The organism is Streptomyces goshikiensis (assembly GCF_014650555.1).
GTDB lineage: Bacteria > Actinomycetota > Actinomycetes > Streptomycetales > Streptomycetaceae > Streptomyces > Streptomyces goshikiensis.
In genome coordinates, this window is record NZ_BMVE01000012.1 from 256,303 (window position 1) to 271,675 (window position 15,373).

14 protein-coding genes and 1 riboswitch are annotated in these 15,373 nt (G+C 70.4%); of the genes, 3 read left to right on the forward strand and 11 right to left on the reverse strand.

Translation table 11 applies throughout. The annotated features are described in order from the left end of the window. Positions 1 to 75: 75 nt before the first annotated feature. Positions 76 to 687 carry a hypothetical protein gene (locus IE248_RS28995; protein WP_008742861.1) on the forward strand — a complete coding sequence of 204 codons (612 nt, stop codon included), beginning with the start codon at positions 76 to 78 and terminating at the stop codon, positions 685 to 687. Between the two features lie 268 nt (positions 688 to 955). Next, a complete protein-coding gene (locus tag IE248_RS29000; RefSeq protein WP_008742860.1) occupies positions 956 to 1,162 on the forward strand; it encodes a DUF5999 family protein in 207 nt (68 codons plus the stop codon). 112 nt (positions 1,163 to 1,274) lie between these two features. Here IE248_RS29000 and gcvP read toward each other — a convergent pair whose 3' ends face one another. Next, the gene (gene gcvP / locus IE248_RS29005; protein WP_073796292.1) at positions 1,275 to 4,160 is read right to left on the reverse strand and encodes an aminomethyl-transferring glycine dehydrogenase; all 2,886 of its coding nucleotides are present in this window, start codon (positions 4,158 to 4,160) and stop codon (positions 1,275 to 1,277) included. A gap of 198 nt (positions 4,161 to 4,358) precedes the next feature. Continuing rightward, a riboswitch (glycine riboswitch) is annotated at positions 4,359 to 4,457 on the reverse strand. 146 nt (positions 4,458 to 4,603) lie between these two features. On the opposite strand from gcvP, the gene IE248_RS29010 reads away from it, so the two are divergent. Then, complete coding sequence (locus IE248_RS29010) at positions 4,604 to 4,999, forward strand: PRC-barrel domain-containing protein (RefSeq protein WP_037794486.1); 396 nt, start codon at positions 4,604 to 4,606, stop codon at positions 4,997 to 4,999. A gap of 1 nt (position 5,000) precedes the next feature. Here the strand turns inward: IE248_RS29010 and IE248_RS29015 are convergent, their stop codons facing one another. The 10 genes from IE248_RS29015 to clsA all read right to left on the reverse strand — a co-directional run bounded on the left by IE248_RS29015 (position 5,001) and on the right by clsA (position 15,189). After that, positions 5,001 to 6,578 (reverse strand): DNA polymerase IV, encoded by a 1,578-nt coding sequence (locus IE248_RS29015; protein ID WP_190032129.1) that lies wholly within the window; start codon positions 6,576 to 6,578, stop codon positions 5,001 to 5,003. Positions 6,579 to 6,634: 56 nt separating this feature from the next. Next, positions 6,635 to 7,270, reverse strand: coding sequence for a MerR family transcriptional regulator (locus IE248_RS29020; RefSeq protein WP_073796295.1), 636 nt, complete (start codon positions 7,268 to 7,270; stop codon positions 6,635 to 6,637). A gap of 191 nt (positions 7,271 to 7,461) precedes the next feature. After that, positions 7,462 to 7,935, reverse strand: coding sequence for a bifunctional nuclease family protein (locus IE248_RS29025; protein WP_007262890.1), 474 nt, complete (start codon positions 7,933 to 7,935; stop codon positions 7,462 to 7,464). Positions 7,936 to 8,009: 74 nt separating this feature from the next. Further along, entirely contained in the window at positions 8,010 to 8,783 is a 774-nt protein-coding gene (gene ftsR, locus IE248_RS29030; RefSeq protein WP_190032130.1) for a transcriptional regulator FtsR, read from the reverse strand. Positions 8,784 to 8,830: 47 nt separating this feature from the next. Then, complete coding sequence (locus tag IE248_RS38435) at positions 8,831 to 9,373, reverse strand: FHA domain-containing protein (protein ID WP_271243909.1); 543 nt, start codon at positions 9,371 to 9,373, stop codon at positions 8,831 to 8,833. 480 nt (positions 9,374 to 9,853) lie between these two features. Beyond that, positions 9,854 to 10,663, reverse strand: coding sequence for a DUF881 domain-containing protein (locus IE248_RS29040; RefSeq protein WP_037794484.1), 810 nt, complete (start codon positions 10,661 to 10,663; stop codon positions 9,854 to 9,856). A 5-nt stretch (positions 10,664 to 10,668) separates the two neighbouring features. Next, positions 10,669 to 11,001: a small basic family protein gene (locus tag IE248_RS29045; RefSeq protein ID WP_008742851.1), complete on the reverse strand. Its 333-nt coding sequence runs from the start codon at positions 10,999 to 11,001 to the stop codon at positions 10,669 to 10,671. Next, entirely contained in the window at positions 10,998 to 11,906 is a 909-nt protein-coding gene (locus tag IE248_RS29050) for a DUF881 domain-containing protein (protein WP_008742850.1), read from the reverse strand. The genes IE248_RS29045 and IE248_RS29050 overlap by 4 nt, the downstream gene beginning before the upstream one ends. Positions 11,907 to 12,004: 98 nt before the next feature. Then, positions 12,005 to 14,500, reverse strand: coding sequence for a mannose-1-phosphate guanyltransferase (locus IE248_RS29055; RefSeq protein WP_073796298.1), 2,496 nt, complete (start codon positions 14,498 to 14,500; stop codon positions 12,005 to 12,007). 98 nt (positions 14,501 to 14,598) lie between these two features. Beyond that, entirely contained in the window at positions 14,599 to 15,189 is a 591-nt protein-coding gene (clsA, locus tag IE248_RS29060) for a cardiolipin synthase ClsA (protein WP_008742848.1), read from the reverse strand. Between the last annotated feature and the right edge of the window lie 184 nt (positions 15,190 to 15,373).

Below are 15,373 nucleotides of genomic sequence, written 5' to 3' on the forward strand. Positions count from 1 at the left end.
CTGGCCCCAGAATGCGACAGCGCCGTCAGAACATTCCCCCGCACCACAGGTCTCCCAAGTGAGAGGCGACCCACCATGCCGCTGCACGTCCCTCCGGCTCCCGCGCCCGCCCTGCGCAGCGTCCTCTCGGCACTCGGTTCCCCCGCGGCCGTCAACGACGCGCACACCCCGGCCCTGCGTGCCCATCAGGGGCCCATGACCGTCGAACTCCCGCTGCCGGTGCACGTCCTCGACCGGCTGCACACCTCCCACCTGGCCGCGGGCGGCCGGCCTCCCCGCACCCGGCTCACCGGGTGGCGGTTCCTGATCCGCGGCGGCGACCGCTTCATCGCCGCCGCCGACACCCGGCTGACCCCGGAGGGCTGGGTCTTCTCGCACTTCTTCGAGGGCCCCTACGTCGCCGCCACCGAACGCGCCCTGCGCCAGGCGGAATCCCTCGGCAGCAACTTCCAGCCGAGACTTCTCTCCGTACCGGAGCTGTACATGCTGACCCTCTGGCTGCACGGGGCAGTGGGCGCCGATGCCTCCGCCGGGCTGCCCGCCGCAGCGGACCTGCTGGTTCCGCTGGCTCCCGCCCCGCCCGGGATCGCCGCGTACCGGCCGCACCCGGTGTCCGAACTCCTGCCGGTGCTCACGCACCGGCTGACCCCTCCGCTGCCCCCGGAACTGGCCGCCCCCGCCGCCTGACCACCCCTTCCACCCGGACGGCCCATTCGGCCTAGCCCACTCGGGCCCCCGGCGAACCACCCGAAATGACAGGGGAGTTGACTTGAACCGCCCGCACGGGTGATGCGTCATCACTGTATGAGGACAGCTACCGGGAAATCCCTCCGGACGCAGTGCCGTAGGGCAACACTGGGACCCTGACCGAACCGAGACAGTGATACGGGGGGCGGCCATGAACAAGGCTTCGAGCCGCAGCAGCCAGACCACACCGCAGCGAAAGAACGCATCCATGTGCAAGCACCAGCCAGCGTGCCCGTCAGCCGACTCCGCCGACCGGGAGGCCGCGCACCCCGTGGCCAATCACCCGGAACAGGGCTGGAGCCTGCTGTGCAATGGTGTCCTGCTCTTCGAGGACACCGGTGAGCTGCTGCCGGACGGCCAGATCATCGCCCCGCACCGCCCGCTCGCGGCGGCGCAGGTGGCGAAGGCGGCCTAGCCGACGACAGCCCACCGCGTTCGTGTACGGCGAAGGGGCCGGCCCCGGAGCTGAGCTCCAGGACCGGCCCCTTCGTCACGCCTCGGACTCACCCGCTCGGCGAGCCCTCGGCTCAGTTGTCGTACTCGTCCAGCGGCGGGCAGGAGCAGACCAGGTTCCGGTCACCGAAGGCACCGTCGATGCGGCGCACCGGCGGCCAGTACTTCTCGGTGGCCGTGACACCACCCGGGAAGACGGCCTCGTCGCGGCTGTACGGGTGGTTCCACTCGCCGCCCAGCGCCGCCGCCGTGTGCGGGGCGTTGGCCAGCGGGTTGTCCTCCAGCGGCCACTCGCCGCCCGCGACCCGCTCGATCTCGGCGCGAATGGCGATCATCGCGTCGCAGAAACGGTCGATCTCGGCGAGGTCCTCGGACTCCGTCGGCTCGATCATCAGCGTGCCGGCGACCGGGAAGGACATGGTCGGCGCGTGGAAGCCGTAGTCGATCAGACGCTTGGCGATGTCGTCCACGCTCACGCCCGTGGACTTCGACAGCGGGCGCAGGTCGATGATGCACTCGTGCGCGACCAGGTTGCCCGGGCCCGTGTACAGCACCGGGTAATGCGGCTCCAGGCGCTTGGCGATGTAGTTCGCGCCGAGCACCGCCACCTGGGTGGCGCGCTTGAGGCCCTCGCCACCCATCAGGCGGACGTACGACCAGGAGATCGGCAGGATGCCGGCCGAACCCCACGGGGCGGCCGAGATCGGGCCGACGCCCGTCTCCGGACCCGCGGTGGGCTGGAGCGGGTGGTTCGGCAGGTACGGGGCCAGGTGGGCCCGGACACCGACCGGGCCGACGCCCGGACCGCCGCCGCCGTGCGGGATGCAGAAGGTCTTGTGCAGGTTCAGGTGCGAGACGTCGCCGCCGAAGTGACCCGGCTTGGCCAGGCCCACCAGGGCGTTGAGGTTGGCGCCGTCCACGTAGACCTGACCGCCGGCCTCGTGCACCTGCGCGCAGATGTCGGCGACGTGCTCCTCGAACACACCGTGCGTCGAGGGGTAGGTGATCATCAGCACGGCGAGCTCGTCGCGGTGCAGCTCGATCTTGGCGCGCAGGTCGGCCGCGTCCACCTCGCCGTCATCGGCGGTCTTGACGACGACGACCTTCATGCCGGCCATCACGGCGCTCGCGGCGTTGGTGCCGTGCGCGGACGACGGGATCAGGCAGACGGTGCGCTGCTCGTCGCCGTTCGCGCGGTGGTAGGCGCGCACGGCCAGCAGGCCGGCGAGCTCACCCTGGGAGCCGGCGTTCGGCTGGATCGAGACCTTGTCGTATCCGGTGACCTCGCAGAGACGTTCCTCCAGCTCGGTGATGAGCGTGAGGTAGCCCTCCGCCTGCTCCACCGGGGCGAACGGGTGCAGCTGGCCGAACTCGGGCCAGGTCACCGGCTCCATCTCGGTGGTCGCGTTGAGCTTCATGGTGCAGGAGCCCAGCGGGATCATGCCGCGGTCCAGCGCGTAGTCCTTGTCCGAGAGCTTGCGCAGGTAGCGCAGCATCGCGGTCTCGGAGCGGTGCTGGTGGAACACGGGGTGCGTCAGGTACGCGTCCGAGCGCAGCAGGCTCTCGGGCAGCGTCTCGGCGGTGGTCTCGTCGAGCGCCTCGATGTCCGCGGTGACGCCGAAGGCGGCCCAGACGGCCTCGACGTCGGCGCGCAGCGTGGTCTCGTCACAGGCGAGGGAGACCAGGTCGGCGTCGACCTGGTACAGGTTGACCCCGCCCTCGCGGGCGGCGGCGACGACCTCGGCCGCACGGCCCGGAACCCGGGCGGTGACCGTGTCGAAGTACGAGCCGTGGACGATCTCGACCCCGCCGGCCGTCAGACCGGCGGCGATCAGCGTCGCGTAGCGGTGGGTGCGGCGGGCGATCGTCCGCAGGCCGTCGGGGCCGTGGTAGACGGCGTACATGCCGGCCATGACGGCGAGCAGCACCTGCGCGGTACAGATGTTGCTGGTGGCCTTCTCGCGGCGGATGTGCTGCTCGCGGGTCTGGAGCGCCAGGCGGTACGCCTTGTTGCCGTCCGCGTCCACGGAGACGCCGACGAGGCGGCCGGGCAGCGAGCGGGCGTGCTTGTCCTGGACGGCCATGTAGCCGGCGTGCGGTCCGCCGAAGCCCATCGGGACGCCGAAGCGCTGCGTGGTGCCGACGGCGATGTCCGCGCCGAGCGCGCCCGGGGAGGTCAGCAGGGTCAGGGCGAGCAGGTCGGCGGAGACCGCGACGATCGCGCCGAGCCCGTGCGCCTGGTCGATGACCGGCTTGATGTCCCGTACGGCACCGGAGGCGCCCGGGTACTGGACGAGGACGCCGTAGACGCCGCGCTCGGCGATCTCGGCCGGGATGCCGTCGGACAGGTCGGCGACGACGACCTCGATGCCGATCGGCTCGGCGCGGGTCTCGATGACGGCGATGGTCTGCGGCAGCGCGTCGGCGTCGACGAGGAAGACGTTGCCCTTGGCCTTGCCCACCCGGCGGGCCAGGGTCATGGCCTCGGCGGCGGCGGTGCCCTCGTCGAGCAGCGAGGCGCCGGAGGTCGGCAGGCCCGTCAGCTCGGCCACGACGGTCTGGAAGTTCAGCAGCGCTTCGAGGCGGCCCTGCGAGATCTCGGGCTGGTACGGCGTGTACGCCGTGTACCAGGCCGGGTTCTCCATGACGTTGCGCAGGATCACCGGCGGCGTGAAGGTGCCGTAGTAGCCGAGGCCGATCATCGACGACAGCACCTGGTTGCGGTCCGCGAGCTGGCGGAGCTCGGCGAGCACCTCGGCCTCGGTCCGCGCCTCGGGCAGGTTCAGCGCCTCGGCGGTCTTGATCACATCCGGTACCGCGGCGGCGGTCAGCTCGTCCAGGGAGCCGTAGCCCACCTGGGCGAGCATCTTCGCCTGCGCCTCGGCATCCGGGCCGATGTGGCGCTGCTCGAAGGGGATGCCTCGCTCCAGCTGAGAGAGCGGAATGCGGTTGGCGGTCATGTACGGAGGCCTCCTGGTCGTACGACCTGCGAGGGGCACCACGGCGCGGGCACCCGGACGGCCTCCCCCTCTGTCATCTGCACCTGAGAGCTTCGCCGGTCCTGTCGGGGGTCGCCCTTGAGGTCCGACTTTCACCGTCGGTGAGGAGCGGCACCGGCATCGTGCGCCCGGTACCCGCCCCTGCTTTCCAGAGTGGCCTCACCACGTGCGGTACGTATGCCTGAGAGATTCCGGGGAGGATTTGCTCCTTCGGCGCCTCCGTCGAACTCACTCGGAGGACTCTCCCGCACAGGGTCGACAGCCGCCACCCAGCCTACCAGCGAGGGTCTGGGGGCTCCCTCAAGTGGCTCTCTTCTCCGATATGCACTTTTGTAGTCGGTACGGATGAGTTGCGACGAGTGCGACGAGTGCGCCCGAGTGCGACCAGAAGGAGGGACGGGACCGTGCAGACCGACATCGATCCGCGCAGCCTGATCGGCCGCAAGGCGTTCGACCGTAACGGCACCAAGATCGGCACCATCGACGAGGTGTACCTCGACGACGCCACGGGCGTCCCCGAGTGGGCCGCCGTCCGGACGGGCCTGTTCAGCCGGGACGCGTTCGTGCCCCTGGAGCCGAGCGAGATGGTCGGGGACACCCTGCGGGTGCCCTTCGAGCGCTCCCTCATCAGGGACGCCCCCGATTTCGGGGTCGGCCGCCACCTCTCTCCCGAGCAGGAGCTTCAGCTCTACCACCACTACGGCCTGGACGTGGCCCTGCCGAGCGACTTCCGCCGGTCTCTGCCGCCGGCCCCCGGCTCCGACCGCGACTTCGGCCGCCTGGCGGGCGACGACGGCTGACTCACCCGGCTGCCGCCGCCGGCCCGTCCCCCACCAGCGGCAGCGGATCGGAAGGCGCCAGCTCCGGGTCGTCCACCCGGAACGTACGCACCCGTCCCGGGCCGGACCCGGGCCGCTCGAACCGCACGGTCACCCGCCCCACCCCGCTCCCCTGCACCCAGCCCGCCCCGTACACGGCATGCCGCACATCGCTCCCCGCCCCCCACCGCCTCCCCACCCCGACCCCCTCACCGGGGGCCCCGTCTGCCCCCTGCACCTCGGCAGCCGCAGCGGATCCGTCAGCGCCGGCACTCACCTGTGCCCCACCCACGCCCCCGACGGGGTCCAGACCGGCCCCAGACGCCCCGAGAGCCCCGGGCGCCCCAACAACCCCGGCAGGCCCGTCCAAGCCCCCCTCCACGGCCCCGTCAGCACCGGCGGGGTCCGTGGTGGTGTCCGGGCCGGCCGCGTCCGGGCCGGCGGGCTCCAGACCGGCGGGGTCCGAACCCGCCTCCTCCCCCTCGGCGGCCAGCGCGAAGGCGAAGAGGTCCTCCTGCGTGTAGTCCGCGAGCCCCGACACCCCCACGCCCAGCAGCCGCACCCCGCCCGTGGTGTCCACCGACTCCAGCAGCCGCGCCGCCGCCTCCCGCACCACCGCGACGTCGTCGGTCGGCCCCCGCAGCGTCTCGGACCGGGTCAGCGTCGAGAAGTCGTACCGCCGCACCTTGAGCACGATCGTGCGCCCCGAGTGCCCGGAGTCCCGCAGCCGCCCCACGCACCGGTCCGCGAGCCGCTGCACCTCGTACCGGATCCGGACCCGGTCGTGCAGGTCCACGTCGAAGGTGTCCTCCACGGACACCGACTTCGTGTCCCGCTCCGCGACGACCGGCCGGTCGTCCAGCCCCAGCGCCATCCGGTGCAGGCCCACCCCGTGCGACCGACCCAGCATCCGGACCAGCTCGTCCTCGCCGGCCTCGGCCAGCTCCCCCACCGTGGTGATCCCGGCCCGCCGCAGGTGCTGCCCGGTCACCGGCCCCACCCCGGGCAGGGTCCGGACGGACATCGGCGCGAGCAGCTCCCGCTCGGTGCCCGGCTCGATCAGCAGCAGCCCGGCCGGCTTGGCCTCCTCGGAGGCCACCTTGGCCAGCATCTTGGACCCCGCGAGCCCCACGGACCCGCTGAGCCCCGTCGCGGCCCGGATGTCGGCCCGCAGCCGCTCCCCCGCGGCCCGGGCCGCCGCCGAGTCGAAGGCGACCCCGCCGGCCTCCAAGTCCACGAACGCCTCGTCCAGGCTGAGGGGCTCCACCAGCGGGGACAGCTCGCGCAGCAGCCCCATGACGATCTCGCTGACCGCCTGGTACAGCCGGAAGCGGGGAATGAGGTAGGCGCCGTTCGGGCAGAGCCGCCGCGCCTGGGCCATCGGCATCGCCGAATGCACCCCGAACCGCCTGGCCTCGTACGAGGCGGTGGCGACGACCCCGCGCGGACCGAGCCCGCCGACGATCACGGCCTTGCCGCGCAGGCTCGGCTTCGACGCCTGCTCCACGGAGGCGTAGAAGGCGTCCATGTCCAGATGCAGGATGGTCGGCGCGGCTCTCACCCCACCGATGCTGCCCTACGCCTCTGACAACGGCGGGAGCAGCACGGCAGGGCTGCCTAGACGGCCCGGTTGCGCCGGGCGGCGAGCTCGTCGGCCGGGTTGTGCCCGACCACCGTCTCCCCGGTGTCGACGCGCTCCCCGTGCAGCTGGGACAGCGCCTTCTCGACGTCGCGCCAGACCACGCCGACGGCGATCCCGAAGATGCCCTGGCCTCCCTGGAGCAGGCTGACCACCTGGTCGGAAGAGGTGCACTCGTACACGGTGGCGCCGTCGCTCATCAGCGTCATGCGCTCAAGGTCGGCGAAGTCGCGGTCGTGCAGGTGCTGCACGGCGGTGCGGATGTTCTGCAGCGCCACCCCGGTGTCCAGGAAGCGCTTGACGATCTTCAGGACGACGACGTCCCGGAAGCTGTACAGCCGCTGCGTGCCCGAGCCGTACGCCGGGCGCACGCTCGGCTCCACCAGCCCGGTCCGCGCCCAGTAGTCGAGCTGCCGGTAGGTGATACCGGCCGCGGCGCACGCCGTGGGTCCCCGGTAGCCGACCTGCTCGGGTGCCGGTTCGCCGCCCGCCGCAGCCACTGGCGTCGACTCCGGCTGACGGCGCGCCGCGCCCGCACCGCCGCGCAGCGGGTACGGCCCAGCCTCACTCCGTACGGGGATGCCCCCGGTCGTACCGTCGCCCGTGATCCTCACGCCGACCCTCCGTCCTTGACCTGCCACCTTGAAGGTAGGCAGTCACCAGGGGTGCGTCAACGATCGCCACACTCGGCACGCCGAGTGATAATCACCCTGAGAGTGGTTTCACGTGCCCCTTATCGGGGAAAGGCTACTCGAATGGGCTTGTTGTCCACGGGTGGACAGCGCGGTCGGCGCGGCCGCCGCGCTCACTGCGGCCCGGTGCCGAAGTCCTCGGGCGAGATCTGGTCGAGGAACTCGCGGAACTTCTCCACCTCGTCCTCCTGCTCGTCCGGAATGGCGATGCCGGCGTCATCCAGCACGCCGTCACTGCCGTAGATCGGCGTCCCCGTGCGCAGGGCCAGCGCTATGGCATCGGAAGGCCGCGCGCTCACCTCGACCCCGCTGGCGAAGACAAGCTCCGCGTAGAAGACGCCCTCCCGCAGATCCGTGATGCGGACCTCGGTGAGCTCCTCGCCGACCGCCTCCAGCACGTCCTTGAACAGGTCGTGCGTCAGCGGCCGGGCAGGGGCCATGCCCTGCTGCGCGAAGGCAATGGCGGTCGCCTCCCCTGGTCCGATCCAGATGGGGAGGTACCGGTCGCCTCCCACTTCACGCAGGAGCACGATCGGTTGGTTGGAGGGCATTTCCACCCGGACACCCACAACGTCGAGCTCGTTCACACAGCAACCCTAGGACCTGCCCGGCCGGTTTGGGTAGTCGGGCCCGCATCGGACCCTTCCCGGACGCCCCGAGATCAGGACAGCCGGACCCCGAGAGCCGTCTGCACCAAGGCCTCGTGGAGCCGTACGGACAGTCCCGCGAGTTCTTTCAGGGTGGCCTCGGCATGCGCCCTGGTCTGCGGGTTGCGGTGGCGGCGCAGGGGTGCAACGACCTGCTCCACCAGGCCCGCCTCGCGGTCCGCGGCGGCCTTCATCGCCCGCAGGTGGCGCGGCTCCAGCCCGAAACGGCCCAGATCCGCGATCAGCCGGGCCACGGTGACCGCCTCCGCGTCGAATCCGCCGCCGGGTGCCTCGCCCAGCAGCCCGTACGACTCCCACTCCACCAGCTGGGTCTCGTCCACGTCGGCGGCGGCGAGCAGCTCTCCGCGCCCCACCCGGGCCGCTGCGGGCCGCTCCCGGCCCACCTCCCCGTACACGGCGGAAGGGCTGCCCGGGTCCACGGTGTCCGCGTGCGCGGTGGGCGCGGGGATACGGACCTGCTCGCCCCGGGCCAGCGCGTCGAGCTGCTCCCGGATGACCTTCAGCGGCAGGTAGTGGTCGCGCTGCAACCTCAGGATGCGGGCCAGCCGCTCCACGTCGTCCGTGCTGAACTTGCGGTATCCGGAAGGTGTGCGCCGGGGCTCGACGAGCCCCTCCGCCTCCAGGAAACGGATCTTGGAGATCGTGACTTCGGGGAACTCGTCGCGCAGCGTGGCCAGCACCGTGCCGATGCTCACCAGCCGCCCGGCCGAGCCGGAGGTACCGGCGGTGCCACTCGTCGGGGCACCGCCGGGCGGGGTACGCAGCATGGGACCTTCCCTCTGGGGGTAACCCCCGGACGGAGTCCGGGGGTGGGTCAGATGCCCCGCAGGCTCGCGTAGAAGACCAGCCGGTACTTGCCGATCTGAACCTCGTCACCGTTGTGCAGGGCGACGGAGTCGATCGGCTCACGGTTCACGTACGTGCCGTTGAGGCTGCCCACGTCGGAGACGGTGAAGCCACCGTCCTGGCTCCTGCGGAACTCGACATGCCGCCGGGAGACGGTGACGTCGTCCAGGAAGATGTCGCTCTGCGGGTGCCGGCCCGCCGTGGTCAGCTCGCCGTCCAGCAGGAAGCGGCTGCCGGAGTTGGGACCGCGCCGCACGATGAGCAGGGCGGAACCCGGAGGCAGAGCTTCCACCGCGGCCTGGGCCTCGGGTGACAGCGAGGACGAACCGTGCGGTTGTCCCGACACCTCGGCCTCGTAGGCCTCCAGGCCCGAGATCGAGATGGTGGACGTGGTCTCCGAGGCACGCTCCGGCGTCAGACCCGGCCGCAGCGGCGCCCCGCAGTTGGAGCAGAACCGGCTGGCCGCATCGCTGCGGTGGCCACACCTGCTACAAACCTGCTCGGCCGACATGGACGGCTCCTCGCGCCGCGGCTGCCCCGCGGAGGCATTGGTGGCATACGGGTCGGAGGCAAACCCTCCACCCGAACTTGAGGTTGATGGTTCCCCGAAACCTATGCGGCCGGTACCGGCAGGGTCAACAGCCGACGCGCCCTGCGCGCCCGAAACATCACCGCGGCCGGCGACCTCGTCGCGGAAGAGCGGCCGGTCGCCCTGCCCTTCCACGTCTCCATGACCGGCGCGGTGCCTGGATCCACCGCTTTCCTCGCGGTTCTTCTTGCCGAACAACTTCTCAAACAACTTCACGGGCGATTCCCCTTGACCGAAACAGACCCGCCCGTGGGGCAGGACGAACTCCGAATGCAACACCTGCCGACCCGGACATACTCACAACGTCCGTAACCACCAGACAGTTTCCACCACGCACCGCGACTTCGGTGCGCCGACCCCCCGCAGGCCTCGACCCGCGTGAGCTCCATCTTCCGCCCCGCCTCACGGCGATGACGACCGAGCGTAGTCAGGCTGCTCCGCAGCCCGCAAGGCATCCACAACGATCTTCGCCGACCGTGTGACGGCCACGCCCGCCTGCTCCTTCTCCAGCGTCTGCACGACGCCGCCGGGAATGTTGAGCGCCGGCTCCAGATCCTGCGGCTTCCCGATCACCTTGAATTCGTAGGGTTGTGAGATCTTCTTACCGTCGATCCCGATCCCTCCGCCCTCATCCGAGAAGTACGAGCCCGCCACGACGCGCACGCCGTTGATCTGGATGGCCTCCGCACCGGCGGCCCGCAGCTCCTGGAGGGTGTCCAGCAACTGGTCCGACCGCACCTGACCCTTCGGATCCGTGATCTTCAGGGTGATACCGGGCCCCTGAGCTGCCACGGTACCGGCCAGAATGCCCAGTTGCCGCTCCTTCTCCACGGTCTGCCGCCGCGCCTCCTCGGCCTGGTTGGAGCTGCTCTCCAGCTCCTTGCGCTGGTCCTCCAGCTTCTGCTTCTCGTCCTCCAGACGCTTGGTCCGCCCGTCGAGCTCGTCGAGGATCCGCACCAGGTCCTCCTGGCGGGCTCCGCGCAGCGCGCTGGAGTCGCTGTTCGACCGCACCTGGATCGCCAGGCCCAGTCCCAGCAGGAACAGCAGCGCCGCGACGATCAGTTGGGCCCGGCTGATCCGCGGCGGCCACAGACCCGCCGCCAGCCGCTGCCGGCCCGTCTGCTCCGGCTCCGTGATCTTCGCCGGCTCCTCTTTAAGAGGCCGCTCGGGAACGTTCGGTTCCGAGGGAGGGGTGTCGTCGTTCGGGTTCATCGGCCTCACGCCCGGAAAACGTGCCGGCGGATGGCCGCGGCGTTGGAGAAGATGCGGATGCCCAGGACCACGACCACGCCCGTGGACAGCTGCGCGCCCACCCCGAGCTGGTCACCGAGGAAGACGATCAGCGCGGCGACCACCACGTTCGACAGGAACGACACCACGAAGACCTTGTCCACGAAGATGCCGTCCAGCATCGCGCGCAGACCGCCGAACACCGCGTCCAGCGCCGCCACCACGGCGATCGGCAGATAAGGCTCCACCACGGCCGGCACCTCGGGCCGGACCAGAAGTCCGGCCACCACTCCGGCCACGAGGCCCAGTACCGCGATCACGATGCACCCTTCTTCGGCTCTTCTGCTGTAGCTGTCCGTACGGTCAGGCTCGACGCGGCCGGCAGCCGTACGTCGTTCTCGGCGGTCAGGCCGTAACGGATCCCGTAGCTCTCCTGCAGCACGTGCAGGTACTGACCGTCGGCGGAGTTCTGGAACGTCGGGCCGAGCCGCTTCTTGTCACCGATCGCCAGCACTTCGTACGGCGGCACCAGCGGCTTGTTGTCGACCAGTATCGCGTCACCCGCGGCCCTGATCGCCGACAGCGCCGTCAACCGCTGCCCGTTGATGGAGACCGCCTCCGCCCCGGACTGCCACAGTCCGTTGACGATGCGCTGCATGTCCCGGTCACGCACCCGGCCGGTGTCCGAGAACCCCGCGCTCTCCCGCGGTCCGCCGCCCCCGCCCGACGAGGAACCCTTGGCGTCGTCCACGACCAGCTTCACACCGGGCCCGCGGACCTCCGTGGCACCCGACAGCAGCCCCACGAGCTGCCCCTCGTCCCCGCCGCCCTGCTGCTTGAGGGCCGCGCGCTGGCGGTCCGCGACGGTGCCGCGCAGCCGCTCGATGTCCCGCTCCACCCCGTCCGCGTGCTCGTCCGCGCGCTTGACCCGGTCGATCAGCTCTTGGCGCTCCTTGGCCAGCACCGGCGCCGACACGCGCGCCTGGGCGGCGCCCAGCGTGACCACCATCGCCGCGATCACCAGTCCCGCGGCGAGCCCCAGCTTGGCCTTCAGCGTCCGCGGCAGTCCCGCCGTGCCGTCGGCCCGGCGCTGGGCCGTGGCCTGTGCGTAGCCCTCGTCGAGACCGTGGTCCATCACGTGGGTCAGCAGCGACATGGAAGCGTCCGGGCGCGCGGGCGGCGTGGCCGAACTCCGGTTGTTGGGCGGCTGCGACATGCCGCACATCGTCGCATGTCGGCCCCGTACACACCGAATGCGGCCGTCCGGTGGGACGGAGCGGGCGAACAGCCGCTCAGCCCCACCGGACGCCGGTCATCCGCCGCTCAGTGCCCGGCGCCGTCCACCACGGCCGCCCATTCGTCCAGCAGCGCCTGCGCGGACGCCGCGTCGGGGCCCTCGGCCCACAGGTGCGTCACCGCCTCCGCCGGGTCCGGCAGCACCAGCGCCCACCGCCCGTCGGTCTCGACCACCCGCACGCCTTCGGTGGTGTCCACCTGCCGGTCCCCGGCGGCCTCCACCACGCTCCGCATGACGAGCCCCTTCACGGCCCACGGGGTGGGCACGTCACGCTTGAGCACGTGCGCCCGCGGGATCCGCGCGTCGATCTGGCTCAGCGTGAGCTGCGTCCGCGCCACCAGCCCGATGAGCTGCACGAACGCGGCGGAACCGTCGAAGACGCTGCTGAACTCCGGAACGATGAACCCGCCCCGGCCGTCCCCGCCGAAGATGGTGTCCTCCGCACGCCCCACCCGGGTCAGGTCGTCGGGCGAGGTCGTCGTCCACTCCACCTGCGTCCCGTGGTACGCGGCGACCTGCTCGGCGATACGGGTCGTGGTCACCGGGAGCGCCACCTTGCCGCTGCGCTTCTCGGCCGCGACCAGATCGAGCAGCACCAGCAGCGCCCGGTCGTCCTCGATGATCCGCCCGCGCTCGTCCACCAGCGAGATCCGCTCGCCCACCGGGTCGAAGCGCACCCCGAAGGCCGCCCGGGACGAGGCCACGATCTCCCCGAGCCGGACCAGCCCGGCCCGCCTCGTCTCGGCGGTCTCGGTCGGCCGGGACTCGTCCAGTCCCGGGTTGACGGTGAGGGCGTCGACCCCGAGCCGGCCCAGCAGGCTGGGCAGCACGAGCCCGGCGCTGCCGTTGGAGGCGTCGACGACCACCTTGAGCCCGGAATCCGCGACCCCGGTGATGTCGACCCGGCGCAGCAGGGAGCCGGTGTAGGCGTCGAAGACACTGCCCGGGAACTGCAGGTCGCCGATCTCGCCGGGGAAGGCGCGCCGGTACTCCTGGCGCGCGTACACGCGGTCCAGCTTGCGCTGCTGCTGGAGCGAGAGGTCCGCTCCCCGCTCGTCCAGGAACATGATGTCCACGGAGTCGGGCACTCCGGGCGAGGTCCGCAGCACGATCCCGCCGGCGCTGCCCCGCGCGGTCTGCTGCCGCGCCAGGGGCAGCGGTACGTTCTCCAGGTCGCGCACGTTGATCGCGCTGGCCTGGAGCGCCGAGATCACGGCCCGCTTGAGCGCGCGGGCGCCTCGGGAGTGGTCACGGGCCGTGGTGACGGTGGCGCCCTTCTTCAGGGTCGTCGCGTACGCACCGGCGAGCCGGACCACCAGTTCGGGGGTGATCTCCACGTTCAGGATGCCGGAGACTCCGCGCGCGCCGAACAGATGTGCCTGCCCGCGCGACTCCCAGATCACCGACGTGTTGACGAAGGCGCCCGCCTCGATCGTCTTGAAGGGGTAGACGCGCACGTTCCCCTGGATGATCGATTCCTCGCCGACGAGGCACTCGTCACCGATGACGGCGCCGTCCTCGATCCGGGCGGCCCGCATGATGTCGGTGTTCTTCCCGATGACGCAGCCGCGCAGATTGCTGTGGGCCCCGATGAACACGTTGTCGTGCACGACGGCCTTGTGCAGGAAGGCCCCGCTCTTGACGACGACGTTCGACCCGATGACGGTGTGCTCGCGGATCTCCACGCCGGCCTCGACCTTGGCGTAGTCCCCGATGTACAGCGGCCCGCGCAGCACCGCGTCCGGGCTCACCTCGGCGCCTTCGGCGATCCACACCCCGGGGGAGATCTCGAAGCCGTCCATCTCGACCTGGACCTTGCCTTCGAGTACGTCGGCCTGCGCCTTGACGTAGCTCTCGTGCGTGCCCACGTCCTCCCAGTAGCCCTCGGCGACGTAGCCGAAAATGGGCTTGCCCTCCTTCATCAGCTGCGGGAAGACATCACCGGACCAGTCCACCGGAACATCCGGGTCCACGTAATTGAAGACCTCGGGCTCCATGACGTAGATGCCGGTGTTGACGGTGTCCGAGAACACCTGCCCCCACGTCGGCTTCTCCAGGAAGCGCTCGACCTTTCCTTCCTCATCCACGATGGTGATGCCGAATTCCAGCGGGTTCGGCACCCGGGTCAGGCACACCGTGACGAGTGCGCCCTTCTCCTTGTGGAATCTGATCAGATCGGTGAGGTCGAAGTCGGTGAGCGCATCGCCGGAAATGACGAGGAACGCGTCGTCCTTCAAGGCCTCCTCGGCGTTCTTCACGCTGCCGGCGGTGCCGAGTGGCTTCTCCTCGTTGGCATACGTGAGCTCCATTCCGAGCTCTTCGCCGTCACCGAAGTAATTCTTGACCAGCGATGCCAGGAACTGCACGGTGACCACGGTCTCGCTGAGCCCGTGACGCTTGAGCAGCCTGAGCACGTGCTCCATGATCGGCCTGTTGGCCACCGGCAGGAGCGGCTTGGGCATGCTTGAGGTCATGGGGCGAAGACGCGTACCTTCGCCACCGGCCATCACGACGGCCTTCATGTCGGAAGAGTCCTCCTTGAGAGACGACGTTCTCGCCGACCTCACCCGTCCGGACGGTGACTCCGCAACTCCTCCGCGTCATCCGGCGCCGAGCGAGCTCAATCGGCCGTGGTGTCCGCCTTCACCAGCCGGCGGACTTGCACCACGTAAAGGATTCCTGCCCACCAATAGAGGGTTGTACCCCATCCGGCGAACGCCCATCCGAAAACTGCGCCCGTCCAGGCCAACCAACCCGTGCCATCACTGAGCAGCAGCAACGGGAACGCGTACATCAGGTTGAAGGTCGCGGCCTTGCCGAGGAAGTTCACCTGGGGCGGCGGATAGCCGTGGCGGCGCAGGATCCAGACCATCACGAGGAGCATCAGCTCACGGGCCACCAGCGCGGCGGTGAGCCACAGCGGCAGAATCTCGCGCCACGTCAGACCGAACAGCGTGGACAGGATGTACAAGCGGTCCGCGGCGGGATCCAGCAGCCTTCCGAGACTGCTGATCTGATTCCACTTGCGCGCGAGCTTCCCGTCCAGGTAGTCACTGACCCCGCTGAGCATGAGGACGGCCAGAGCCCACCCGTCGTACTCCGCCAGAATCAGCCACAGGAACAGGGGTACGCCGGCGAGGCGAGCCATGCTCAGGACGTTCGGAATGGTGAAAATTCGGTCAGTCTGAACCCGAGTCTCCTGGACCTCCACCCGGGGGCCTCCACTGTGACTGTAGAAATGTTGAACCTGCCCCCTGACCCTACAGGAGTGCAGGTGTGGGGCCGGCGGGCCCCAAACGCAGAAAAGCCCCGCACCAGTTACCTGGTGCGGGGCTTCCGCAATGATTGTTCGGCGGCGTCCTACTCTCCCACAGGGTCCCCCCTGCAGTACCATC

Coding starts and splice junctions, on each gene's coding strand:
- IE248_RS28995 (WP_008742861.1), top strand. CDS start 76: ATGCCGCTGCACGTCCCTCCGGCTCCCGCGCCCGCCCTGCGCAGCGTC.
- IE248_RS29000 (WP_008742860.1), top strand. CDS start 956: ATGTGCAAGCACCAGCCAGCGTGCCCGTCAGCCGACTCCGCCGACCGG.
- gcvP (WP_073796292.1), bottom strand. CDS start 4,160: ATGACCGCCAACCGCATTCCGCTCTCTCAGCTGGAGCGAGGCATCCCC.
- ftsR (WP_190032130.1), bottom strand. CDS start 8,783: ATGCTGCGTACCCCGCCCGGCGGTGCCCCGACGAGTGGCACCGCCGGT.
- IE248_RS38435 (WP_271243909.1), bottom strand. CDS start 9,373: ATGTCGGCCGAGCAGGTTTGTAGCAGGTGTGGCCACCGCAGCGATGCG.
- IE248_RS29040 (WP_037794484.1), bottom strand. CDS start 10,663: ATGAACCCGAACGACGACACCCCTCCCTCGGAACCGAACGTTCCCGAG.
- IE248_RS29050 (WP_008742850.1), bottom strand. CDS start 11,906: ATGTGCGGCATGTCGCAGCCGCCCAACAACCGGAGTTCGGCCACGCCG.
- IE248_RS29055 (WP_073796298.1), bottom strand. CDS start 14,500: ATGAAGGCCGTCGTGATGGCCGGTGGCGAAGGTACGCGTCTTCGCCCC.